The sequence below is a fragment of the Paenibacillus tengchongensis genome (assembly GCF_008973665.1).
Classification (GTDB): domain Bacteria; phylum Bacillota; class Bacilli; order Paenibacillales; family Paenibacillaceae; genus Paenibacillus_AQ; species Paenibacillus_AQ tengchongensis.
Map to the genome: position 1 here is coordinate 364,635 of NZ_WACP01000004.1, position 21,800 is coordinate 386,434.

A 21,800-nucleotide genomic window follows, 5' to 3' on the forward strand; every position below is an offset into this window, starting at 1 on the left:
GGCTGTCATCCGATGAAGCCTTTGTTGAAAGTAGAGAATCTGCATACGGAGTTCCGCACGGACGAGGGGACGGTCAAAGCCGTCGACGGGATCAGCTTTCAGGTGCGGGCTGGCGAGACCGTCTGCATTGTCGGGGAGTCCGGCTGCGGCAAGAGCGTTACCGCCATGTCCATGATGGGGCTGGTCGAAGAGCCCGCCGGCAAAGTCACCGGGGGCGCCATAACGTTCGGAGACGACGATTTGCTGCGCCTGAACAAGCATGAGCTGAGGGCGATCCGCGGCCATGAGCTGGCGATGATCTTCCAGGAGCCGATGTCTTCACTGAACCCGGTGCTGAAGATCGGCGAGCAGATTATGGAGCCGCTGATGCTCCACCTGAAGCTGAAGAGGAAAGAGGCGGCGGCCCACGCGGTGGAGCTGATCCGGCAGGTGGGCATTTCCCGGCCGGAGCAGATTGCCGCCAGCTATCCGCATGAGCTCAGCGGCGGCATGCTCCAGCGGATTATGATCGCCATTGCCGTCTCCTGCAGCCCCAAGCTGCTGATCGCCGATGAGCCGACGACGGCGCTCGATGTGACCATCCAGGCGCAAATCCTTGATATGCTGCGCACCTTTAAAGAAAGCTCAGGAATGTCCTTGCTGCTCATCACGCATGACTTGGGCGTGGTGGCCGAAATGGCCGACTACGTAATCGTGATGTATGCCGGCAAAATCGTCGAGGAAGGGGAGGTAACGGCGCTGTTTGCGGACCCGAAGCATCCGTACACCCGCGGGCTGCTGAAATCAAAGCCCGTGATGGGGCGGCGCACAGAGGAGTTATATTCAATTCCGGGACAGGTGCCGAATCCGCTGGAATTGACGCCCTCCTGCTATTTCCATGACCGCTGCGGGCATTGCATGGAGGTCTGCGTCAGCCGCGAGCCGTTGCTGCAGCCGCTCGGCAACGGGCAAAAGGCAGCCTGCTGGCTGTACGAGGAGGCGAAGATTCATGTCTGAGGCACTATTGGAAGTCAGCCATCTGAAGAAGTATTTTCCGGTGAGCCAGGGCTTGTTCGGGCGCTCCGCAGCGCAGGTCAAGGCGGTGGACGATATCAGCCTGACGCTTATGCCGGGCGAGACCTTTGGTCTGGTTGGAGAGTCCGGCAGCGGCAAAAGCACGGTCGGACGCACCATCCTGCGGCTGACGGACAAAACAGCCGGTGAAGTGAAGTTCAAGGGAGTCGATGTACACTCCCTTTCGCCTGCAGAGCTGCGCCGGCTGCGTCCGCAAATGCAGCTGATCTTCCAGGACCCGTACAGTGCGCTGAACCCGCGGGTCCGGGTAGGGAACGCGATCGGCGAAGCGCTGCTCGACCATGGCCTGGCCACGAAGTCCGAGGTGCGCGGACTGGTGCTGGAGGCGCTGGCGGCCTGCGGCCTCTCCGCCTACCACATTGACAGGTTCCCGCATGAGTTCTCCGGCGGACAGCGGCAGCGGATCGGCATTGCGCGTGCGCTCATCCTGAATCCGGATCTGATCATTGCCGATGAGCCGGTCTCGGCGCTGGATGTGTCCATCCAGGCCCAGATTATCAATCTGTTCAGCAGCCTGCAGCGCAGTAAGGGACTGGCTTACCTGTTCATCTCCCACGACCTCAGCGTGGTGGAGCATCTGTGCGACCGGATCGGCGTGATGTATCTCGGCTCGATGGTGGAGACCGCCTCCCGGGACGAGCTGTTCAAGCATCCGCTGCATCCGTACACTAAGGCCCTGCTCTCTGCCGTGCCGGTGCCGATTCCGAAGCTGAAACGGGAGCGGATTGTGCTGAAGGGAGACATCCCGAGTCCTGTAAATCCGCCGTCCGGCTGCAAATTTCATACCCGCTGCCCGCTTGCCGTCGAGCGCTGCAAGACGGAAATCCCGCTCTTCCGGGAAGCGGGAACCGGCCATTTTGTCGCCTGTCATCTGGTTTGATTTCAGCATTTTGGTGTTATATATGGATGATAATTGAATATATTCCTTTTTTGACTTGTCCGAAACGCAGTGCTATACTGATTCCACACCGGGTCAAAATGGTTAATAAGAGACTAATTAGACTATTGCGCTAATTGGTCTTATTCTTTTTCATGCTTCCAAAGTCAGTGTGGTACGAAGCAACTCATTGCAGCTTATGCTGACAAAACTAAGTCCACGCTTCCGAAGCCAGTTTTGTACGAAGCAACTCATTGCAGCTTATGCTGACAAAACTTAGGTCTACGCTTCCGAAGCCAGTTTTGTACGAAGCAACTCATTGCAGCTTATGCTGACAAAACTTTTAGGAGGAAATATCATGAATACCACAGTACGTTTGACGGAAAGAACAGGTTCGACCTCTTCGCTGCGCAGCAAAGGCTTTGTACCGGTTGTCATCTACGGTGCAGGTTCAGATACGCAATCCTTCTCGGCAGATGCCAAAGCATTAAATGAAATTCTGAACAAAAACCCCCGGGCGATCCTGAAGGTGGAACTGCCGGGCTCCGGCGTGAAGAACGCGGTTATCCAGGAAGTGCAGCGCCAGCCGCTTTCCCGTTCGGTGCTGCATGTCGATCTGCAGCAGATTGACATGAAAGCCGAGCTCGACACCAAGGTGGCCTTCAGCTTCACAGGCGATCCGGTGGGTGTCAAGGCCGGAGGTATTCAGCAGGTGGAGCTGTACGAGCTCGATATCCGCACACTGCCGGACAAGCTGACCGCGACCTTTGAAGTGGACATCAGCGGGCTGGACATCGGCGATCAGCTGCTGGTCTCTGACCTGCCGCAGCATGAAGGCTGGGAAGTGCTGACCCCGCCGGAAACGCTGGTCGTCAAAATCGCACCTCCGGTAGCGGCCGAAGAACCGGCTGAAACCGAGGCGGAAGAGGCACCTGCAGCGGAAGCAGCGGAGGAAGGCCAGACGGAAGAATAAGCATCACAGGCTATCAGAGCCTGGTTGATGAATCCAAACACAAGCAAGCGGCTGATTGCGGCATCGTTGACGCAATCAGCCGCTTTTTTTAGTCCGGCCTCAGTATTCAGCCCGAAGGCATCTCCGCCTGCAGCCCGATTTATGCCCCATTGGCCTGATATACAATAGGTTTATCTATGAAATACATATCGGTTAAGGGGATGACGGGATGGATCAGGAACAGTTGCCGGATTTGGTGCTTGGAGGCATGAACAGTGCCGGAGGCGGGCGGTACAATCAGGTCAGACTTGAAGGGATGAGTACTATTCACGGTCCGCTGCAGGCGCGCATGCTTAAGGCTGACGGGATGATGACGCTGGATGCGGATGTCTTGGCCGCCGAAATGGATGCGGACGGCAAGCTGACGGTGAAAGGAAATTTGGAGGGCGGACGGCTTACCCTGGACGGGATGTTGTCTGTGCATGGCGATCTGCGGTGCGGGACGCTTCAGTTGAACGGGATGAGCGATGTTAAAGGTGGCTGCGATGTAGAGGAGCTCCGCGGCGAGGGAGGATTTACGGTAGGGGGACTCCTGAGTGCCGGGATGGTAGACTTCATGCTGCAGGGCCAGGGCAAAGCGGAGCGGATCGGCGCCCGCAGCCTCGTCATCCGCCGTTCCCCGCGGGCGGCCCGCAGCAAGCTGCTGAGCGGGCTGTTCCCGAAATTCAAAGCCGGGCTGAAGGCGGAGCTGATTGAAGGGGAATCCGTTCAGCTTGAATACACAGAAGCCGGGGTTGTCACCGGCGGTACGGTGTCGATCGGTCCCGGCTGTGACATCGGCCTGGTGGAGTACCGGGACACCGTGCATATCCACCCGGAGGCCAGGGTCGGCAAAGTGGAGAGAATAGCCGATTAAGCAAGCGGGCTGCGGATCAATGTAAATAGGCGGGGAAAGGCGGTCAGGCCTGCCGCTCAACCTGGAAGCGCAGCACGGTTCGCTGCTTGTCCGGCGCCGACCTGCGGGGATCGGAGAGGTAAATTTCCCTGTGCGTCAGCGAGATGCGGCGCAGGCCTTGCACCAGGCAAAACTGTTCCATCCGCGCAAAGCTTTCAGCTTCCGTATCGAATGGCCCCCTATGCATCATCTGCACACACAAGCCGTCTTCCGCAGTACCGAAGACGGCTTGTCCGTTCAGCGGATGCGGCTTGGTGCGTGCGACCTTATCCATTACCGCACCTGCCAGCGCGGGGGTCACGAAATCAGGCTGGCGGATCATTAGCGTGTACAATAAATCATTTTTATCGAGAAAGGCTTTGCTGCGTCCCTGCTCACTGAGGTCCCAGACTCCCTCTAGAGGAAATACCCTATACCCGTAATAATCCCCGGGAGCGGCTCCTTGTTTGGGCAGCATTTTTACGGCATAGGTCAACGAGTACAATACCTTTACCGCTTCGGCAAAGGCTGCGCCGTTTGGATCGCCTTCACCTTTTAGTATAAACACAGGGAAAGCAGGGACTTGAACCAGTTTGGGCTCAGCGGGCGGAAGATAAAGGGCTTTGTCTTGTTTTCTCCAGTCATATTTCATTGGGGAGCCTCCTGTTTAATAGAATTACAACCGGTTATTTTCACTTCTATTTCAGTAAGTTTTGACCGAAATTCTCTATTGCTCCTCCTGAGGTTAGCATACCCAACCAGACAGCTCTATGTCAGGTTAGTCCGGTGGCTTAAGCTTTCAGGGCAAGGTAGAATAAAGAAGAACAGAAACCCGGACAAGGTCAGGAGGCAGAAGACATGCACATGGAAGCGGAATTATTGCCGGTTGCCAAGGCACAGTTGGGTGAAGGCCCACATTGGGACGGGCTGTGGGAAGAGCTTTACTGGGTTGACATTGAAGGCAAGCAGCTGCGGATTTATCATCCGCAGACGGGGCGGGAAGCTACCTTTGACTTTGAGCAAATGGTTACGGCGGTCGTACCGGCAGAAGGCGGCGGCTGGGTTCTGGCGCTGCAGGACGGCATTTACAGCTTCAATGGCCGGGAGAAGCCGAAGCTGCTCGCGCGAATTGAAGCCGGTCAGCCCGGCAACCGGCTGAATGACGCCAAATGCGACAGCAGGGGCCGGCTGTGGTTCGGCAGCATGAGCATGGAGGGCAAGCAGGATGCCGGAGCCTTCTACTGCCTGGAGACGGACGGTTCCGTGCGTAAGATTCTGGACGGCGTCGGCATCTCCAATGGCATCGCCTGGGACGAATCGCGCGGCCGGATGTATTACATCGACAGTCTGACGCGCGGAGTGGATGCGCTGAATTATGATCCGAAGACCGGAAGTGTGGATGGCCGGACGCAGATATTCCGCTTCGGCGACGATGAAGGCATTCCCGACGGGATGACCATCGACAGCGAAGGAATGCTGTGGGTCGCCCATTACGGCGGCGCTTGCGTCTCGCGCTGGAATCCGGTTACCGGTGAGCGGCTCGGCAAGATTGAAGTCGCCGCCAAGAATGTGACCTCCTGCGCCTTCGGCGGTAAGCAGCTGGATGAACTCTACATTACAACGGTAAGCGGAAACATGAGTGAGGAAGAGCATGAACGCTGGCCGGATGCCGGAGGCCTGTTCGTAGCCAGACCCGGCGTACAGGGAGTGCGGGCTAACCGGTACTCCGGCAAGATGGATTAGAGCCGGAGCTGCAACAGGATCTAGCAGCCGGCAGAGTCAGAGAAATAAAGTCCAAACCGTGGCCCTGAGCGGAAGATCGGCGGACAGGCGAAGAGGAGCAGATAGCGTTGAAATTACTGAACTTTTGGGAGAACGGAACTGTGCGGCTTGGCGTGAAGGAAGAAGCCGGTGTGCTGGATGTAGCAGCTGCGCTTCAGCTGAAGCCGGCAGCGGGTGTCCCGGCCACATTCAGCGAGCTGGTTGCAGGCGGAGCCGCAGCCCTTGATCAGCTGGCCCGCTTTGCAGGCGGAGCGGCGGCGGACCAGGAGGCCGGATACTGGAAGGATGAAGCCGGGCTGCAGTTCGCGCCTTGCGTACCCGCCCCCGGCAAAATCATCTGCATCGGTCTGAACTACCGCCGGCATGCGCTGGAGACGGGGATGCGGCTGCCGGAGTACCCGATTCTCTTCAGCAAGTATGCGAATAGTCTGGCCGGCCACGGCGAAGCCGTACCGGTGCCGCGCCATACGCAGAAGGTGGACTATGAAGCCGAGCTGGCCATTGTCATCGGCCAAACGGCCCGGAATATTACTCCGGAAGAAGCGGATGCGGCAATCTTCGGGTACTGCGCAGCCAATGATTTGTCGGCTCGCGATCTGCAAATGCGCACCAGCCAGTGGCTGGCCGGCAAATCCTGCGACAAATTCGCCCCCGTCGGGCCATATGTCGTAACAGCGGATGAAGTAGGCAATCCGCAGTCGCTGAAAATCCGCTGCTATGTTAACGGTGAGCTGCGGCAGGACTCAAATACGGCGGATATGATCTTCGGCTGCCGGCAGATTGTCAGCTACATCTCGGAGTGCATGACGCTTGAGCCGGGCGATCTGATCCTGACCGGGACACCGGAAGGCGTAATGATGGGATACCCGGCGGAGCGGCAGATTTATCTGCAGCCCGGCGACGAAGTAAGCGTGGAGATTGAAAAGCTGGGTACGCTCAGCAACACGATGGTTAGCGAATAAGCGCGGGAGGGCCATACTTCACTGGGCAACCGGGTCAAGGTGAGCCCGTCCGTGTCAACTGTGCTGGTCCGTGTCAACCGTGCCGGTCGGCGGTCCGGTATGGTGCTGTTCCGGGAAGCCCGGCAAGTCAGCGGCGCCCTGTATACAGGCTTCTGCGGTTCACATCCAGTTTGGATGAGGTCAGGTGAATCGCTGTTTCCTCTACAGCCGTGAGCACGGCTAGGATGCATACCGGCCACAGCAGCACCTGCCAGTTCAGCAGCAGGAAGAGCGGGGCAGTGAACAGCACCGCACCGGTAAGCTTGTTGCCCCAGGTATGCAGCATGGCGAAGCTGCGGTATTTGATGGCGGCTATGAGCAGATTAACGAAACGGATGACGGCGATTGCGATGATCCACGGAATAAAGTGCACCGCCGCCGGGCCAAGCCACTGGATCATGTATACCAATACAGCCAGGCAGAACACCATGTCGGCGACAGAATCCAGGCGGGCTCCCAGCGGGCTTTCCCAGTGCTTGCGGCGGGCAATTGCGCCGTCCAGCACATCGCTGAGTCCGCAGGCCGCATATAGAAAGGCGAACAGCAGCGGAGCTTCCGAGGCAAAGAGCAGCCACACCGACAGAATGATCCGGCTGAGGGTCAGCAGATTGGGGATATGCCGCGTCATTGTATCATACCTCCTGTATGTAAACTTAAGAGATGGTGAGCACAATAGGACTTCTCTCTAACCCAATAGAGGAAGTCCTATTTGTATATCCGCCAAGTGGTACTGGTACCGCGCTTCATTCTGCATCCATTCGCGCAGCAAGTTCCTGAAGACAGTTCTTGCAAATACAGGCGGAGCCGGGGTAATCCTCCTTGATCCGCTTCAGCATTCCCTCGGGAATGTGGAGGGTCATGCACCAGCAGGTATCTGCCGGACGGTTATGCACCATCGCGCAGCCGTTGTCCAGCCGGCAGACCGGGCATACTCCGGCGGAGAGCTCCTCTGCCCGAAGGCGGTTGTCGGAATGCATAGCGCCAGTCTCCTTTGCTTCTTAATTATCAGCATCTCTTCGTCCATATACATTCCAGATTAGGGTATGGAACAACATATGACAATGAATTTTGCAGCATAACCGGGAAATCTCCGCCACTTATGCCGCCGGGGAAATCGGTTTGTTTTTCTGTGAAAATCGTCCGCTAACCGCTGACAGTTCTCCCGCTGAAACGCTCATCCCTCTCTCCCGGATTCTCCAGCCCATCCGTTAATATGTAAGCGTAATCATTTATCGAAGATAGGAGATTCAGCGATGGGAGTACCTACTGAAGAAGGGCTGCACGGTGTCCAGCTATCCGTTCCGCCCCGCAGGCGACTGCAGAATAAGCACAGGCTGTTTCTGATGGCGCTGCCGTTTCTTGTAGTGACCTTTATCTTTTACTACCTGCCGGTCAGCGGATGGATTTATGCGTTCTATGATTTTATTCCCGGTATTCCGCTGTCGGACACCCCATTCGTGGGGCTGAAATGGTTCCGTACCATGGTGTCCAATCCTACGCAGACGGCGGAAGTACTGAGGGTGCTGAGAAATACGGTGGCGATGAGCACGCTGGGTCTGGCAACCTCGGTGTTTCCGGTAATATTCGCCATCCTGCTGACAGAGATCAAGTCCGGCTGGTACCGCAAATTTGTGCAGACGATGACGACGATTCCCAATTTTATCAGCTGGATTCTCGTCTATGCGCTGGCGTTCTCCTTATTTTCGGTGGACAGCGGGGTGGTTAGCGGCATACTGGTCTCGCTCGGTCTTGTGGATGAGGGCTTCAACCTGCTGGCGTCCGGCTCGCATATCTGGCTTACGATGATCGCCTGGTACTGGTGGAAGTCGCTAGGGTGGGGGGCTATCCTGTACCTGGCGGCGATTGCGGGCATCGATCAGGAGCTGTACGAAGCAGCAGAGGTGGACGGCGCTTCCCGGTTCCGCAAAATCTGGCATATCACCGTGCCCGGTATTATTCCAACCTTCTTCGTGCTGCTGCTGCTTTCGATCGGCAATTTTGTTAACAACGGCATGGAGCAGTATTTTGCCTTTCAGAATGCGATGAACAAGGACACGATCGAAGTGCTTGATCTCTATGTGTACAACATCGCCTTTGCCAACAATTTTCCGTTCGCCACAGCGGTCAGCATGCTGAAATCGGCAGTCAGCGTCCTGCTGCTGTTCGGAGCCAATACGCTGTCGCGGCTGGTACGGGACGAATCCATTATTTGAGGCGGTGGTCTACCTATGCGCATAGCCAAGCTGAAGCCGGGTGACGCCTTGTTTCAAGCCGTCATCTATCTGCTGTTCGGAGTGTTCACACTCAGCTGTATCTATCCCTTCTATTATCTGTTCATCAACACGATCAGCTCCAACGACCTTAGCGCCGCAGGTGATATCAGGTTTTATCCGCGGGGAATTCATTTGGACAACTATACGAAGGTGCTTAAGATTAGCGGACTCAGCCATGCGGCACTGGTGTCTGTCTACCGGACCGTCGTCGGCACATTCCTGACCGTCGGCGCATCCGCTTTTCTCGGCTATCTGTTCACCAAGCGGGAAATGTGGGGCCGGCAGATCTGGTACCGCAGCATTGTGGTGACGATGTATTTCAGCGCGGGACTTATTCCGTGGTATATCACCATGCACAACCTGCATCTGACCAATAACTATCTGGCTTATATCCTGCCGTCGATCATCACTCCGTTCAACATTATTCTGGTCAAAACCTATGTCGAAGCCATCCCGTCTTCCCTTGAGGAATCGGCCAGCATGGACGGAGCCGGGTACCTGCGGATTTTCCGCAGCATTATTGTACCGCTGACCACGCCGATTCTGGCAACGATTACGATTTTCTCGGCGGTTAACCAGTGGAACTCGTTCATCGATACGGCTTTTCTGATGACGGATACCAAATATTACACGCTGCAGTTTCTGCTGTGGCGGTATCTGAACGAGTCCAGCTCACTGGCGGCGCTGATCCGCAGCTCGCCGGACATGGCGGCCAGTGTCCAGAACATGCAGACACCGACCTCCGTGCGGATGACGGTAACGATGATCGTGGTGCTGCCGATCCTGATCGTCTACCCGTTCTTCCAGCGTTTCTTCGTCAAGGGCATTATGATCGGGGCAGTTAAAGGCTGACACCGCGGCTGCACCAGAAGCAAGGCCCTGTTCTTTCGGACGCGGAGTATCAGGTATCACTATGAAAGAACCATTTGAAGTGGGGGGGATCGTCCAAATGAAAATCAAACAATGGTTGCCGGTGCTGCTCAGCATCTTCCTGGTGCTGGCACTGGCCGCATGCGGCGGCGGAAACAACAGCGCCAACAACAGCGCCAGCAGCGGAAGCGGAGCCGCAGATGCTGCGGCGACCAAGGAACCGGCCGCGGAGGCGAACACCGGCGGGGAGACCAGCGCACCTGGGGATATCGGTGCGCCCGACCATTCCAAGCCGCTGAAGCTGACCGTGTTCTCCACGACGGCCAATTATGCCGGACCGCAGACCGGCTGGTTCGCCAAGATCATCAAGGACAAATTCAACATCGAGCTGGATATCGTTGCTTCGAACCTCACCGGCGGCGATACGAAAATCTCCGCCATGATGGCTTCCGGCAACCTGGGGGATATTATCATCTTCGGCGACGACAAAAACCACTATCCGAACGCCATCCAAGGTAAGCTGCTGCTGGACTGGACGAAGGACGGGCTGCTGGACAAATACGGCACTGAAATCGTCAAGCAGTTCCCGAAGGCGGTTGAGAAGGCGAAGGTTGCCTTCGGCGGGGGCAGCGCGGTCTACGGCCTGGGCAATAATGTGGCCGTGAACCCGTCGGGGCCGTCCGAGGGCAAGGATATGACCTGGGGGCCTGATCTGCGCTGGGACTTGTACCAGCGGATCGGCGCGCCGGAAATCGGCAGCATCGAGGATTATTTGCCAGTGCTAAAGCAGATGCAGGAGCTGGAGCCGGCGAACGGGCAGGGCAAGAAGACGTATGCCTTCTCACTGTGGTCCGACTGGGACGGCAATTACAAAATGACGCTGGCCAAGCAATTCGCCTGCATGCTCGGCTATGATGAAATTGCCGACACCGCCGTATACGTCAAGGCGGATGAGGAGAAGTATTATGATTTCATCTCTGAAGACAGCTGGTATATGAAATCGCTGAGACTTTATTACGAAGCCAATCAGCTCGGCCTGGTTGATCCCGATTCGCTGACCCAGAAATTCGACGATGTGGTAGCCAAATACAAGGACGGACGGGTGCTGTTCTCCTGGTTCCCGTGGCTGGGCGCCGCGAATTACAACACTCCTGAACGGACGGCTGAAGGCAAGGGCTTCGCGCTCGTTCCCTTCAAGGGCGAGCTGATGTATTCCACAGGCTTCAATGTGTACGGGGGCAACGGCATTATCGCCATCGGCGCCAAAGCGAAGGAGCCGGAGCGGATTATGGAGTTCATCAACTGGATGTACACCCCGGAAGGGGCGATGCTCTCTGCGGGCAGCGGCACGGCAGTGCCTAACGGGCCTAAAGGTCTGACCTGGGATATCGGAGCTGACGGCAGGCCGGTGGTGACCGATTTCGGCTGGGAGGCCTTCGCCAAGCAGCAGGATACGCAGATTCCCGCAGAATACGGCGGAGGCGACTTCTATTACGGCTCCAATCAGATGAACTTCTCCTTCGTCGTCCCGGCCATGGAGAACCCGGAGACGGGTGAGCCGTATGACCACAATTTGTGGCAGACGACGCTGGAGCGCAATCCCTCGAAGCTGGACAGCGACTGGAGAGCGAAGATGGGCGCACTGACGGCGAAGGAGTATTTTGTAAAGAACGATATGCTGGCCGTAGCGCCGCAGGGCTTCACCGGCAAAGAGCCGCTGATGATGGATAAGACGCTGGAGCAGAAGAACAAGCAGATTGGAACGGTGATCCAGCAGTACTCCTGGAAGATGGTGTTCGCGAAGAACGATGCCGAATACGACAAGCTGAGCCGGGAGATGCACGAAAAGGTGAACGGTCTGGGCTATGCGGAAGTGCTGGAATTCTCGGTCAAAAAAGCGGAGGAGTTGTTTGAAGCGCGCAAGAGCGTGCAATAACCGGCTGTAACCCAAGGCAGGGCGATGCAAATCGCTTCTGCCTTATTATTTTCAAAAGAGGATAAATATGGTATTCTAAAGCTATATATTAAAACGCTTACAACAAAGGAAGAACAGCGATGCGGAGACGACAATCCGGCGGCGGTCCATCCCCCGCGCAATCCCTGCGAACCATCCTGCTGCTGTATTTGCTGCTCGGCACGCTGCTGCCGCTGTTAATTGTGGGCATCGTGTCTTACAGCTCCATCTATTCCATCCTCTCCGGCAAGATCGGCGGCGGCATTACGTCCGCCCTGCGGCAGGAAGCGCTCAGTCTGGAGAATGCGTTTGATAATCTGGATTTTGCCTCCAAGCAGTTCGCCCTGGACGGGCAGATTGTGGAGGAGATGTCCGGGTTCGTTCAGGAGCGGCAGATTCACCGCAAATCGCAGATCATGAATTCTATCAACCAGAAGATCAATCTCGTAACATTTACAAACCCGTACCTCGGCTTAACCGCCTACCTGATGCCCGGCAGCGAAGATCCGGTACTGTTCTCCAATATGAGTACACGGCGGAATATGGATACCGGAGATTTGCCCTCTTTCATGCGCTATAACGGTGCGGATTATTACGGGCCTCATGTCACCATGTATGCCGTCGGCGACAACACCGTGTTCTCCGAGCGGCGGATCGTCCGGGTGAGCGGACGGCAGGAGCTGTATATCTATCTGGAGACTAACTACAGTCTGCTGCGCAAAATTTTCGGCGGTCATGCCTACGGCATGGAAGTGAGCCATCTCCTGGTCAGCCAGGACAGGCAGCGGACGCATGTTATCGACGGACAGCTACCTTCCGGTGTGATTGCCGCTGCGGGAAGGACAGAGGAGCTGCAGGAAGAGCTGGACGGGTATCATCTGTTCCGCTACTCAAGCCCGCAGGGCTGGCTGCTGGTGGCAGCGGTCCGGAATGAGGTGTTCAGCGGCGAGATTTCTTCCTGGTTTATCAAAATGCTTCTGCTGGCCCTGTTCACGCTGCTCTTCGCCGCTGTGCTGGCCTGGCTGATCTGGAGACGGGTGTACGGTCCGCTCCGCAAGGTCAATGTAGAGATTATCCGCATGGCGGAGAACGTTACCTCGCCGGTTGCTTTCACGGGCGTGCGGGAATTTGATTTTGTGCTCAGCAATTTTCAGCAGATGAAGGAGCAGGTCAACGGGCTGATCCAGGCCGTTGCCCGCAATGAGAAGCAGAAGAGCCAGTTCGAGATCGAGAAGCTGCTCAGCCAGATTAACCCGCATTTTCTGCATAATACTCTCAACACGGTTCAATGGCTGGCCCGGCTGAACGGACAGAAGGAGATCGACCGGCTGGTGACGCTGCTGGTGAAGGTGCTCCATTACAATCTGGGCAAGCAGAGCATTATCGTTACGGTCCGCGAGGAGCTGGAGGCACTGCGTAATTACATGGAGCTGCAGCGTATCCGCTATGATTATGAATTCGAGTTCAGCATCGCCGCAGAGGAGAGTGTGCTGGATGCCGCTGTGCCCCGTTTTCTGCTCCAGCCCCTGGTGGAGAATGCGATCTACCACGGCTTCAGCGATAAAGGCATAGTGGAGGTTGTCATTACGGCGCACAGCGCCAGCGGTGTGCAGCTGGTAGTCAAGGATAACGGCAGCGGCATGGACCGTACGCAGATTGCTGCGCTGCTTGCAGACGAAGGGGCCCGGCACCGCGGGCTCGGCATCGGCTTCTCGTATGTGCTGCGGCTGCTGCGGACGTATTACGGTGAGCAGATGACGCTGGAAATCGACAGCGGGCAGGGCGAAGGAACGGCGATTACCATTACGATTCCCCATAAAAGCAAGGAGGACTTCGATGATTAAAGCGATGGTTGTGGACGATGAGCGTCTGGTGCGCAAAGGGTTCATCTCGCTGATTGACTGGCCGTCCTTCGGGGTGGTGATTGTCGGCGAAGCCGGAGACGGGGCAGGCGCACTGGCGATGCTGGAGGAACAGGAAGCCGATCTGCTGTTCGTCGATATTACAATGCCCGGCATGACGGGCTTCGAGCTGATCCGTCAGGTAAGGCGGCGGTTTCCCGGCATTCGCTGCGTGGTACTGACCTGCCATCATGAGTTCGATTATGTGCAGGAAGCACTGCGGCTGGGCGCGGTCGATTATATTGTCAAGACGCTGCTGGAGGCAGACAATGCCGGCGAGACCATTAGCCGGCTGGTCGGGCGGATCGAGTGGGAGCGATGTGCGGGTACGCTGCCTGCCGGAGGAGGAGATGCCGGAGTGTTCGCAGTGGACAGCGCGCTGGCCTACGTGCCGGTGATTCTGCCCGGCAGCGAAGAGGAGCTGCTGCGGCTGGACGCGGTCAGGAACCGGCGGCTGCTCGCGCTGCGGTCGATGTGGATTGCGCCTCTGCCGGGGCTCTGCGCCGCAGGGGAAGGGCAGCGGGAACAGCATGCGGCCCCGGCAGGCCGCTGGCAGACAGCCCTGGTCACAGGGCTTAAAGGGCGGCGGGTACCCGAGGTGGAAGAGCTGCTGGAGCAGTGCCTGCGGCCGGCGCTGTTCTATGCCGGAGACGGGAGCAGGCTGCCGGTCAGCCTGGCCTGCGGGGATCTCAGGCAGCTGGCCGGCAGCGCGGTTCCTCCGGGCACAAGCCCTGCCCGGGAAGGTGAAGGCCCACTTGAGCAGGCCGCCAATCTCCGCTGGACGCTGGAAGGAGCGGAGTGGGACAAATTCACCGCAGCTGTGCTGGCCCGGCGGATTCCTGCCGGGGAGATTCAGGCGTTCGGGGCCGGGCTAATCAGCAGCTGGCAGGGATACCTGCTGAGGCCTGAGGAGGCGGCCCGGCTGCAAGCCGAGGCGGAAGCAGCCCTGGACTGGTGCCGCTGGCAGAGCTGGCTGCGGCAATTCGCAGGCTATGTCCAGCGGCGCAGCTACGAGCTCGGCCTGAGCAAGGAGGTGCTGCTGTGCCTCATTCGTGCGGTCCGGTACATGCGGCGCCACGCCGGTGACAAAATCAATCAAAGCGATGTGGCGGCTCATGTCAGCATGAGCCGCGGATACTTCAGCCAATGCTTCGCCCGCTTCGCCGGCGAGAGCTTTGGCGAGTGCCTGCGGGGTATGCGTCTTACGCTGGCCAAGACGCTGCTGCTGACCACGAACATCCCCGTCTGCGAAATCGCCTGCCGGTCCGGCTTCGAGGATGACCGTTATTTCAGCCGGCTGTTCCGGGAGCATGTCGGCAGCCTGCCGAGCGAATACCGGGCGGAGGGGATCGGCAGTTGAGAGGTTCAAGGTTTGCAGGGAGCGTACTGGCAGCAGTTGTACTGGGGTTCGCACTTGCTGCCTGCCGGGCCGGTACAGAGGAGGAGAGAGCTGCAGCTCCGGCACCGTCTGGAGTGGAACATGCGGAAGATGCTGCCTACGTCCGGTATGAGCAGCCGGTTACGCTGCGGATCGGCTTCAAGGTGCCCGATGCCCGGCTCGGGAACGGGGACAGCAACGACAATAATCCGATCTCGCGTTATTTGGAGCGGGTCACGAATATTAAAGTGGTTCATGCCTGGGAGGCGAAGGGGGACGAACCGTTCTTCCAAAAGGCACAGCTGGCCATCGACAGCGGCGATCTGCCCGATGCGCTGGTGGTGAACCGCGATCAGCTGGCGCAATTGATCGACCGCGGCATGATCGCCGACCTGACGGACACCTTCCGTGAATACGGCTCAGGACTGATTCAGGATATCTATGCTTCCACCGGCGGCGAAGCACTGGAAGACGCCTCGCGGGGCGGGCGGCTGTATGCGCTGCCCAACGTGGCGATCCGGGCCGATGCAACGAGCCTCCTGTGGGTCCGGCAGGACTGGCTGGATCAGCTGGAGCTGCCGGCGCCGCGGACGCTTGAGGACATCGAGAACATCGCCCGTGCCTTTGTCGAACGAGACCCAGACGGCAACGGCAAACGCGACACAGTCGGCATAAGCGCCTACAGCCAGATTGTGTACGGCTCGAAGCCCCATGTGAACGGGCTGGATGCCGTGTTCCACGCCTTTCACGCCTTTCCGGCGAACTGGATCAGGAATGAAGCCGGCGACATCGTGTACGGCTCCACGACGCCGGAAACGAAGGAAGCGCTCATCCAGCTAGCCGGCTGGTACAAGCGGGGACTGATTGATCCGGATTTTGCGCTCTACAGGGAAACCCAGGAGCCGATTCTCGCCGGCCGGACCGGGATGTTCTTCGGTCCGTGGTGGATGCCTTACTACCCGCTCTCGGAGGCGGTGGCCCTGGATACCAGAGCGGAGTGGAGGGCGTTCGCTGCCCCGCTCGACGGGAACGGGCATTTCGTCGCCCATATGGCGCCGGTGACGGACCGCTATCTGGTTGTCCGCGAGGGGTACGGGCATCCCGAAGCTGTGGTGAAGCTGCTGAACCAGTTTACCCGGCTGGAGCGCCGCCGGGATCCGAATGCCGGTGAAGTGAAGCTGCTGGACGACTATGCGGCCGAGACCGGCATCCAGCCCCGGGCGTATTACCCGTTCGACCTGCTGCTCGATTATGCCGGAGCGGTTGAACAGCATTACAGCGATATCCAGCAGGCGCTGCACGGCAAAATCGATCCGGAGCAGCTGGACCCCGACGCCAGGCTGATCTATAAGCGCTGGCTGGCGGAAGAGGAGCAGCCCAAGAAGGATCTGGAGGGCTGGAAGGCCGCCAATGCTTATAAATACGGGGTTGCCGCGCTGACCTCGACGGCGGTCCGGCAGGTACGCAGCGTCTACCATGGCAGCACTGTAACCATGCGGCGCGAGTGGCCCAAGCTGCAGCGGCTGGAGACGGAGACCTTTCTCAGCATCATCGCCGGCGATTCGCCGCCGGACAGCTTCGATACGTTCGTTCAGGAGTGGAAGCGCCGGGGCGGAGAAAAGATTACGGAAGAGGTGACGCGGATAGTGGAGGCGCGGGAGCGCGGCGAGTAGCGGACGGCTCCGCTCTAACCTTAACTAGCCTGTCCGTCACCGTCCATAGTCTCCTCCTGCCAGCCCTTGCACACATTGACCCAGGCCTTGGCACCTGAAGCGCCAGAGTAGTGTGCCAATTCCTCACAGGTCAGCTCGATTGCCGAATTGCTGCTGCCGCAGGCGGGGAACAGCGTAGCGAACCGCTGCATGGATACGTCGAGGTATACCTCCAGCGGATGGGCCAGCCCAAACGGGCAGACGCCGCCGATTTCATGTCCGGTCTGTGCCAGGACTTCCTCGGGGGTGAGCATCCGCGCTTTGCAGCCGAATACCTCCCGGAACCTTTTGTTGTCGATCTTGGCATCGCCGGCGGCGACGATCAGGATGGCGGCCTGGTCCGCTCCGCGGAAGGATAACGTTTTGGCGATTCGCGCCGGGATGACGCCGATCGTCGCTGCCGCCATATCCACGGTTGCACTGGAGGTGGCGAATTCGCGTATGTCCTGTTCTCTGCCGAAGGTACGAAAATGCTCTTTAACATTCGAGATGGACATTTGATGCTCCTCCCTTTCCGGATGATCAGACTTTCATTCAATTTCATGCTGGTTTATATTGTAAGCTCTTTTGGCTGCAAGTGCAAAGCCCATGCCTTATCTAACATTCAAACGCTTCTCCTCCTGCCCCTAGTTAAAGAACGGGTCAGCGGGTATGGCGAAATGCTGCTGGCTTAGTTAAAGGGGAGGGAGACTACCGGACTGCCGCTTACCCTAATGAAACCTGGGATCATATTCTGGAAGGAGTTATGCTGGGCTAACAGCGACAGGGTACCCGTTGTCGTGTATAACCGCAATAACGAACAGGCCCCTTCATGTGAAGGGGCCTGGTTGGTGTATGCTGCCCGGCGCTTTCGGCAAAGATATCCATGCCGGGCAGCAGCGGAAGCGGATGGCCGTTGCTGCGGGCGGTTATTCTGCCTCAGGTCTATCCTGACCGTCTGCAGTATTCAGGGTGATTTTGTGCAGCAGCGCCACCAGTGTATTGACTTCCTCTTCACTCAGATTAGCGGTCAGCCTGCGGTTGAATCCATCCAATATTGACTGAAAGACCGGAGCGAACTCCAGAGCTTTGGCCGTCGGATAGAGCAGAGAGGACCGGCGGTCGCCGGGATCCGGGCGGCGCTCGATAAACCCGAGCTGCTCCAGATGCTTGACGGACCGGGCTGTCGTCGCTTTATCGAATTTCATTTCCTCGGTCATCCGGTCCTGGGTAATTCCCGGACGGCTTAGGATCAGCTTGAGAAAGCTGTGCTGTCCGCCGCTCCCCAGGCCGTACGGCATCAGTTCCTTGGCGAGCTGCTTCTGGTTCTGGCGCTGCAGATAGGCTATCAGCTTTCCAATCGGTTCTCTTGACAACACGGGACACCTTCTTTGGCTTGCTTGGCACGGATGCTGCCTGTGCCTAATTCAAAGTCTACAATAAAGTAGTTGCATGCGCAACTAAATTGCGGTACACTGAAACAGCCAGTTTGTTGCGTGCGCAACTATATCGGAAAATTACGGCAAGAGGGTGTAAGGGATGAGTTCAATCGGCACTACCTATCAGGAGGACGCCGCTATCCAGAAGAAACGCTGGATTATTCTGATAGTTCTAAATTTGTTTACTTTTATGTCCACTCTGGACGGAAGCATTGTCAACATTGCTTTGCCGGTGCTGGTGAAGGAACTGAATCTTCCGGTCGCCCAGGTGGAATGGGTCACGACGGGGTATTTGATGGCCATTTGCTCCATTATCCTGTTCTTCGGCAAGCTCGGCGATATGGCCGGCAAGATCCGCATTTTCAAAATTGGCACCATCATCTTTATCATCGGGTCGCTGCTGTGCGGACTTAGCGGCAATCTTCCGTTTCTGATTATCTCCCGGGTTGTCCAGGCGATCGGCGCCTCCATGACTATGGCGAACAGCCAGGGCATTGTTACCGATATTTTTCCGGCCAATGAGCGCGGCAAAGCGCTGGGCTTGATCGGCACCTTTGTGTCCCTGGGCAGTATTGCCGGGCCGAGTCTTGGCGGTATCATTGTTTCAACGCTCGGTTGGGAATACATCTTCTGGGTTAACGTCCCGATCGGCCTGATTGCGATTGCGCTTGGCTGGAAGGTGCTCCCGAAGGATCTGATCCATGTAAAATCAAAAATCGACGCCCCGGGCAGCCTGCTATTCGCCGTCTTCATTGTTACACTGTTCGCCGGATTGCTGCTTGGGCAGCAGCTGGGCTACAGCGACGGCCGGATCGTAACAGCTCTGATTGTCGCAGCTGCAGCATTCCTTGCGTTTATTATTGTGGAGCTGAAGCGGCCGCAGCCGCTGCTGCAGCTGTCCCTGTTCAAGAATCCGCTATTCTCGCTGAGTATCCTGTGCGCGTTTCTCGTGTTCGTGGCGAACTTCTGCTTTAACATTATCGCCCCATTCTATGCCCAGAACATGCTCAATTTGTCGCCGTTCTATGCCGGGTTCCTGCTAATGCTGTTCCCGATCGCCATGGTCATTGTAGCACCGCTCAGCGGCGCCTTGTCTGACCGGATCGGCTCAGAGTCGCTGACTTTTGCCGGCCTGCTTGTGATGGTCGTCGCGCAGATCGGGCTGGCCCGGCTGCATGAAGGGAGCTCCGTGGTGCTGGTTGGCCTGTGGATTGCCATGCTCGGCATCGGCAGCGGACTGTTCCAGTCGCCGAACAACTCGCTGATTATGTCCAAGGTGCCGCGGACGCAGCTCGGTTCGGCGGGCAGCGTCAATTCGCTGGTCCGCAATGTCGGCATGGTGGTCGGCATCACCGTCGCGACCACGATTCTGTTCAACGTGATGAGCAGCAAGGTGGGGTACCGGGTCAACGATCTCATTCCGGGCCGCCCGGAAATTTTCCTCTCCGGGATGCATGTTGTCTTTATGACCTCCTCGGCCATTTGCCTGGTATCGGCCGTTCTGACCGGCTGGCGGCTGGTGACGGCGCGCAGGGGTAAGCGGGCACAGGCAGAGGCCTAAGCAGCTTGGAACTGGCGGCGGGCTGAGTATAATTAAAGCCATAGCCAGGCAAACGTTTGGCCCCGTCATCAAACTTTTCGGGCAAAGCTTTCACAGACCGGCCTCCAGCGGACCTGATCAAGATCCTTGTGTCGCAGCTCAACGGCTGTGCCTTCTGCCTTGACATGCATGCCAAGGATTTGCTGCTGGTGAACATTATTGCAATTAACGGCTGGAACCGGCTGGCCAGTTCTACCGGAATGGTTCCGGGAGTAGCTGGGTACAGTAGCGCCGCACCGGTCTAAACCGCACATAGGGCCGTCTTCATGCTTGCTTATTAGCAGCAGGGAGGCGGTCCTTTGTTGTGTAATGAAAGCCGCTGGGCTTTGAATTAATGGATTTGAATATTGTTACAGTTATGATAATATAAAACAAAGTAAACGTTTCCAAACGCTTGCTTTTACAGGTGAATATTAGTTGGAGCACTCTATTTGTATTGGAATGAATAAGAATAAGAGGAGAGTTAGGGATGAAAATAAAATATGAGTCATTCATTCCGGTTTCAGATACTTCAGTACATAATTGTTTTCAGGATTTGATTGCGAATATAGGACAATTGACAGGCAGAGGATTTGAAATGTTTTTCTCTGATTCATGGAGGTTTGAATTTGATCTTCAAGGTTTTCTGGGACAGGGCGGAGCAATAGGGGAACATATGAAGGTTGAGGCTGAGTATTCTAATGAATATTTTCAGAAATATCATGGAATTGCTGTATCGCACCTCCTGGCCAATCCATTGAACCATAAATCATTCGCTGAAGTGCTGCTGAATTTAGAGGAGGGATTCCCGCTAATTATACTAATAGATAATTATATCATTCCCTGGGGCAAGGATTATCTCAAAACGCACAGCCCGCACTATATTATGCCAATCGGTTACGACAGAGATACTAATACAGTTCAATGTATAGACCCTATATTCAGTAAGAACATTGAAGTGCTGCCGGCTGATTTATTAAATGAATATAATTTAAGAGAAGTTATTTACAAACTGGATGTCCTTGAAAAGTATGAAGAACCTTCTTTAATGGATTATATCCAGGATATAAAATCCTTATCACAGCGTATTTATTCTGAAAACCATGTGGAGGATATTGCGTCGCTCTCCAAGTTGATCGGTGAATCGGGTTTTGATGTACTCCGGGAATTTTCTGTAGACGAATCCGCTGATTTCTGGAACTGCGCATTACTGTTAAGCTTACGCAGAGTCATATTTGGAAGGCACTATTTCTCAAAGATTCTAAACAGCGCAAGCCTCCGGTACAGGAATAAAGATTTCTATTTCCTATCCACCGAGGCGAACTCCATATGCAAACAATGGGAGAATATAAGGCTTCTGCTCTTCAAGGCCTACTATACAAAAAAAATAAACAGCAAGGATTTGTCAAAAAGACTGCTGAATATAGCGGTGCTTGAAGAGCAGTTTATCGATACCCTTTTGAACAATGACCTTAGAACATTACCGCACCCTACCGGCTCTCTGACCCCTCCTGTAAAAAGGGCTTCGGATATTCATGTCAACCTTAACATAGAACATTTATTTAATAATAAAGGGTTTGCTCATAATGAAGGTTATAATGCGGATTTTACCGGGTTAGGTGAATTTTTGATGGAGAGTCACTCGGCCGTAAATGCAAAGAAGTTCACCCCTGATATTCAGAAACGGTTTGACAATATATCCTGTGCCGCTGAAACTATCATCTTACCGCCAGAGAAGGTAGGATACTATGATTTCATATCCATCATTGGCTGTGCAGAATGGGGCGATTGTACCGACAGCTTACAAGTCGTTTATGAGGATAACGAGGTCATATTATTCCCGCTGAATATTACGGATTGGGCGGCAGAGAAGCCGCGGTTCGGTGAAGAAGTTGTATGGGAAGGAATTTGCGGTAATAAAGACAAGGAAAAAGAACCGGCCAGCATGAAAGTATATATTTATGACCAAACGATTAAAATATCCAAGCGTAAGAAAATTAAAGAAATTAAACTGCCGCAGTGTCCCAATATACATATTTTCTCTATTGAACTTATAGATTCCCAAACAAGATGATCCGCAACAGCAGAACAAGAA

General features: G+C 56.1%; 20 protein-coding genes. 15 read left to right on the plus strand and 5 right to left on the minus strand.

Translation table 11 applies throughout. From position 1 onward, the window contains the following. Positions 1-12: 12 nt before the first annotated feature. From F1381_RS09385 to F1381_RS09400, 4 genes are all read left to right on the plus strand, one after another. Positions 13-996: an ABC transporter ATP-binding protein gene (locus F1381_RS09385; RefSeq protein ID WP_151734560.1), complete on the plus strand. Its 984-nt coding sequence runs from the start codon at positions 13-15 to the stop codon at positions 994-996. Further along, complete coding sequence (locus tag F1381_RS09390; RefSeq protein ID WP_151734561.1) at positions 989-1,954, plus strand: ABC transporter ATP-binding protein; 966 nt, start codon at positions 989-991, stop codon at positions 1,952-1,954. The genes F1381_RS09385 and F1381_RS09390 overlap by 8 nt, the downstream gene beginning before the upstream one ends. Positions 1,955-2,309: 355 nt before the next feature. Beyond that, positions 2,310-2,924 carry a 50S ribosomal protein L25 gene (locus tag F1381_RS09395; RefSeq protein ID WP_187355266.1) on the plus strand — a complete coding sequence of 205 codons (615 nt, stop codon included), beginning with the start codon at positions 2,310-2,312 and terminating at the stop codon, positions 2,922-2,924. 208 nt (positions 2,925-3,132) lie between these two features. After that, positions 3,133-3,819, plus strand: a complete 687-nt coding sequence (locus F1381_RS09400) for a hypothetical protein (RefSeq protein WP_151734563.1) — start codon at positions 3,133-3,135, stop codon at positions 3,817-3,819. Positions 3,820-3,862: 43 nt separating this feature from the next. Here F1381_RS09400 and F1381_RS09405 read toward each other — a convergent pair whose 3' ends face one another. Further along, complete coding sequence (locus F1381_RS09405) at positions 3,863-4,489, minus strand: GyrI-like domain-containing protein (protein ID WP_151734564.1); 627 nt, start codon at positions 4,487-4,489, stop codon at positions 3,863-3,865. Positions 4,490-4,695: 206 nt separating this feature from the next. On the opposite strand from F1381_RS09405, the gene F1381_RS09410 reads away from it, so the two are divergent. Beyond that, the gene (locus F1381_RS09410; protein ID WP_151734565.1) at positions 4,696-5,580 is read left to right on the plus strand and encodes an SMP-30/gluconolactonase/LRE family protein; all 885 of its coding nucleotides are present in this window, start codon (positions 4,696-4,698) and stop codon (positions 5,578-5,580) included. A gap of 107 nt (positions 5,581-5,687) precedes the next feature. After that, positions 5,688-6,581 (plus strand): fumarylacetoacetate hydrolase family protein, encoded by an 894-nt coding sequence (locus F1381_RS09415; protein WP_151734566.1) that lies wholly within the window; start codon positions 5,688-5,690, stop codon positions 6,579-6,581. 127 nt (positions 6,582-6,708) lie between these two features. Here F1381_RS09415 and F1381_RS09420 read toward each other — a convergent pair whose 3' ends face one another. Together F1381_RS09420 and F1381_RS09425 are read right to left on the minus strand one after the other, a co-directional pair. Continuing rightward, complete coding sequence (locus tag F1381_RS09420) at positions 6,709-7,248, minus strand: CDP-alcohol phosphatidyltransferase family protein (RefSeq protein ID WP_151734567.1); 540 nt, start codon at positions 7,246-7,248, stop codon at positions 6,709-6,711. A 115-nt stretch (positions 7,249-7,363) separates the two neighbouring features. After that, positions 7,364-7,597: a cysteine-rich CWC family protein gene (locus F1381_RS09425; protein WP_151734568.1), complete on the minus strand. Its 234-nt coding sequence runs from the start codon at positions 7,595-7,597 to the stop codon at positions 7,364-7,366. Positions 7,598-7,873: 276 nt separating this feature from the next. On the opposite strand from F1381_RS09425, the gene F1381_RS09430 reads away from it, so the two are divergent. From F1381_RS09430 to F1381_RS09455, 6 genes are all read left to right on the plus strand, one after another. Further along, complete coding sequence (locus F1381_RS09430; protein WP_151734569.1) at positions 7,874-8,833, plus strand: ABC transporter permease; 960 nt, start codon at positions 7,874-7,876, stop codon at positions 8,831-8,833. A 15-nt stretch (positions 8,834-8,848) separates the two neighbouring features. Continuing rightward, a complete protein-coding gene (locus F1381_RS09435; protein ID WP_151734570.1) occupies positions 8,849-9,745 on the plus strand; it encodes a carbohydrate ABC transporter permease in 897 nt (298 codons plus the stop codon). Positions 9,746-9,842: 97 nt separating this feature from the next. Continuing rightward, on the plus strand, positions 9,843-11,699 hold the full coding sequence (locus F1381_RS09440; protein ID WP_151734571.1) for a type 2 periplasmic-binding domain-containing protein: 1,857 nt from the start codon (positions 9,843-9,845) through the stop codon (positions 11,697-11,699). Positions 11,700-11,818: 119 nt separating this feature from the next. Beyond that, entirely contained in the window at positions 11,819-13,561 is a 1,743-nt protein-coding gene (locus F1381_RS09445) for a sensor histidine kinase (RefSeq protein ID WP_151734572.1), read from the plus strand. Beyond that, the gene (locus F1381_RS09450; protein ID WP_151734573.1) at positions 13,554-14,978 is read left to right on the plus strand and encodes a response regulator transcription factor; all 1,425 of its coding nucleotides are present in this window, start codon (positions 13,554-13,556) and stop codon (positions 14,976-14,978) included. The genes F1381_RS09445 and F1381_RS09450 overlap by 8 nt, the downstream gene beginning before the upstream one ends. Next, positions 14,975-16,669: an extracellular solute-binding protein gene (locus tag F1381_RS09455; RefSeq protein WP_187355267.1), complete on the plus strand. Its 1,695-nt coding sequence runs from the start codon at positions 14,975-14,977 to the stop codon at positions 16,667-16,669. The genes F1381_RS09450 and F1381_RS09455 overlap by 4 nt, the downstream gene beginning before the upstream one ends. 20 nt (positions 16,670-16,689) lie before the next feature. On the opposite strand, the gene F1381_RS09460 is transcribed toward F1381_RS09455, so the two are convergent. Both F1381_RS09460 and F1381_RS09465 read right to left on the minus strand, forming a co-directional pair. Further along, entirely contained in the window at positions 16,690-17,205 is a 516-nt protein-coding gene (locus F1381_RS09460; protein WP_151734575.1) for a YbaK/EbsC family protein, read from the minus strand. A 411-nt stretch (positions 17,206-17,616) separates the two neighbouring features. Continuing rightward, positions 17,617-18,063 carry a MarR family winged helix-turn-helix transcriptional regulator gene (locus F1381_RS09465; protein WP_151734576.1) on the minus strand — a complete coding sequence of 149 codons (447 nt, stop codon included), beginning with the start codon at positions 18,061-18,063 and terminating at the stop codon, positions 17,617-17,619. A gap of 163 nt (positions 18,064-18,226) precedes the next feature. On the opposite strand from F1381_RS09465, the gene F1381_RS09470 reads away from it, so the two are divergent. The 3 genes from F1381_RS09470 (at position 18,227) to F1381_RS09480 (ending at position 21,779) form a co-directional block, all read left to right on the plus strand. Further along, positions 18,227-19,687 (plus strand): MFS transporter, encoded by a 1,461-nt coding sequence (locus F1381_RS09470; protein WP_151734577.1) that lies wholly within the window; start codon positions 18,227-18,229, stop codon positions 19,685-19,687. Positions 19,688-19,743: 56 nt separating this feature from the next. Beyond that, the gene (locus F1381_RS09475; RefSeq protein WP_151734578.1) at positions 19,744-19,971 is read left to right on the plus strand and encodes a carboxymuconolactone decarboxylase family protein; all 228 of its coding nucleotides are present in this window, start codon (positions 19,744-19,746) and stop codon (positions 19,969-19,971) included. 224 nt (positions 19,972-20,195) lie between these two features. After that, entirely contained in the window at positions 20,196-21,779 is a 1,584-nt protein-coding gene (locus F1381_RS09480) for a C39 family peptidase (protein WP_151734579.1), read from the plus strand. Positions 21,780-21,800 lie beyond the last annotated feature (21 nt).

What these genes read in the sequence shown, in the direction of transcription:
- F1381_RS09435 (WP_151734570.1), top strand. Translation starts at nt 8,849, where the DNA reads ATGCGCATAGCCAAGCTGAAGCCGGGTGACGCCTTGTTTCAAGCCGTC.
- F1381_RS09480 (WP_151734579.1), top strand. Translation starts at nt 20,196, where the DNA reads ATGAAAATAAAATATGAGTCATTCATTCCGGTTTCAGATACTTCAGTA.
- F1381_RS09450 (WP_151734573.1), top strand. Translation starts at nt 13,554, where the DNA reads ATGATTAAAGCGATGGTTGTGGACGATGAGCGTCTGGTGCGCAAAGGG.
- F1381_RS09385 (WP_151734560.1), top strand. Translation starts at nt 13, where the DNA reads ATGAAGCCTTTGTTGAAAGTAGAGAATCTGCATACGGAGTTCCGCACG.
- F1381_RS09425 (WP_151734568.1), bottom strand. Translation starts at nt 7,597, where the DNA reads ATGCATTCCGACAACCGCCTTCGGGCAGAGGAGCTCTCCGCCGGAGTA.
- F1381_RS09395 (WP_187355266.1), top strand. Translation starts at nt 2,310, where the DNA reads ATGAATACCACAGTACGTTTGACGGAAAGAACAGGTTCGACCTCTTCG.
- F1381_RS09470 (WP_151734577.1), top strand. Translation starts at nt 18,227, where the DNA reads ATGAGTTCAATCGGCACTACCTATCAGGAGGACGCCGCTATCCAGAAG.
- F1381_RS09405 (WP_151734564.1), bottom strand. Translation starts at nt 4,489, where the DNA reads ATGAAATATGACTGGAGAAAACAAGACAAAGCCCTTTATCTTCCGCCC.
- F1381_RS09400 (WP_151734563.1), top strand. Translation starts at nt 3,133, where the DNA reads ATGGATCAGGAACAGTTGCCGGATTTGGTGCTTGGAGGCATGAACAGT.
- F1381_RS09445 (WP_151734572.1), top strand. Translation starts at nt 11,819, where the DNA reads ATGCGGAGACGACAATCCGGCGGCGGTCCATCCCCCGCGCAATCCCTG.
- F1381_RS09420 (WP_151734567.1), bottom strand. Translation starts at nt 7,248, where the DNA reads ATGACGCGGCATATCCCCAATCTGCTGACCCTCAGCCGGATCATTCTG.
- F1381_RS09390 (WP_151734561.1), top strand. Translation starts at nt 989, where the DNA reads ATGTCTGAGGCACTATTGGAAGTCAGCCATCTGAAGAAGTATTTTCCG.
- F1381_RS09430 (WP_151734569.1), top strand. Translation starts at nt 7,874, where the DNA reads ATGGGAGTACCTACTGAAGAAGGGCTGCACGGTGTCCAGCTATCCGTT.
- F1381_RS09410 (WP_151734565.1), top strand. Translation starts at nt 4,696, where the DNA reads ATGCACATGGAAGCGGAATTATTGCCGGTTGCCAAGGCACAGTTGGGT.
- F1381_RS09460 (WP_151734575.1), bottom strand. Translation starts at nt 17,205, where the DNA reads ATGTCCATCTCGAATGTTAAAGAGCATTTTCGTACCTTCGGCAGAGAA.
- F1381_RS09440 (WP_151734571.1), top strand. Translation starts at nt 9,843, where the DNA reads ATGAAAATCAAACAATGGTTGCCGGTGCTGCTCAGCATCTTCCTGGTG.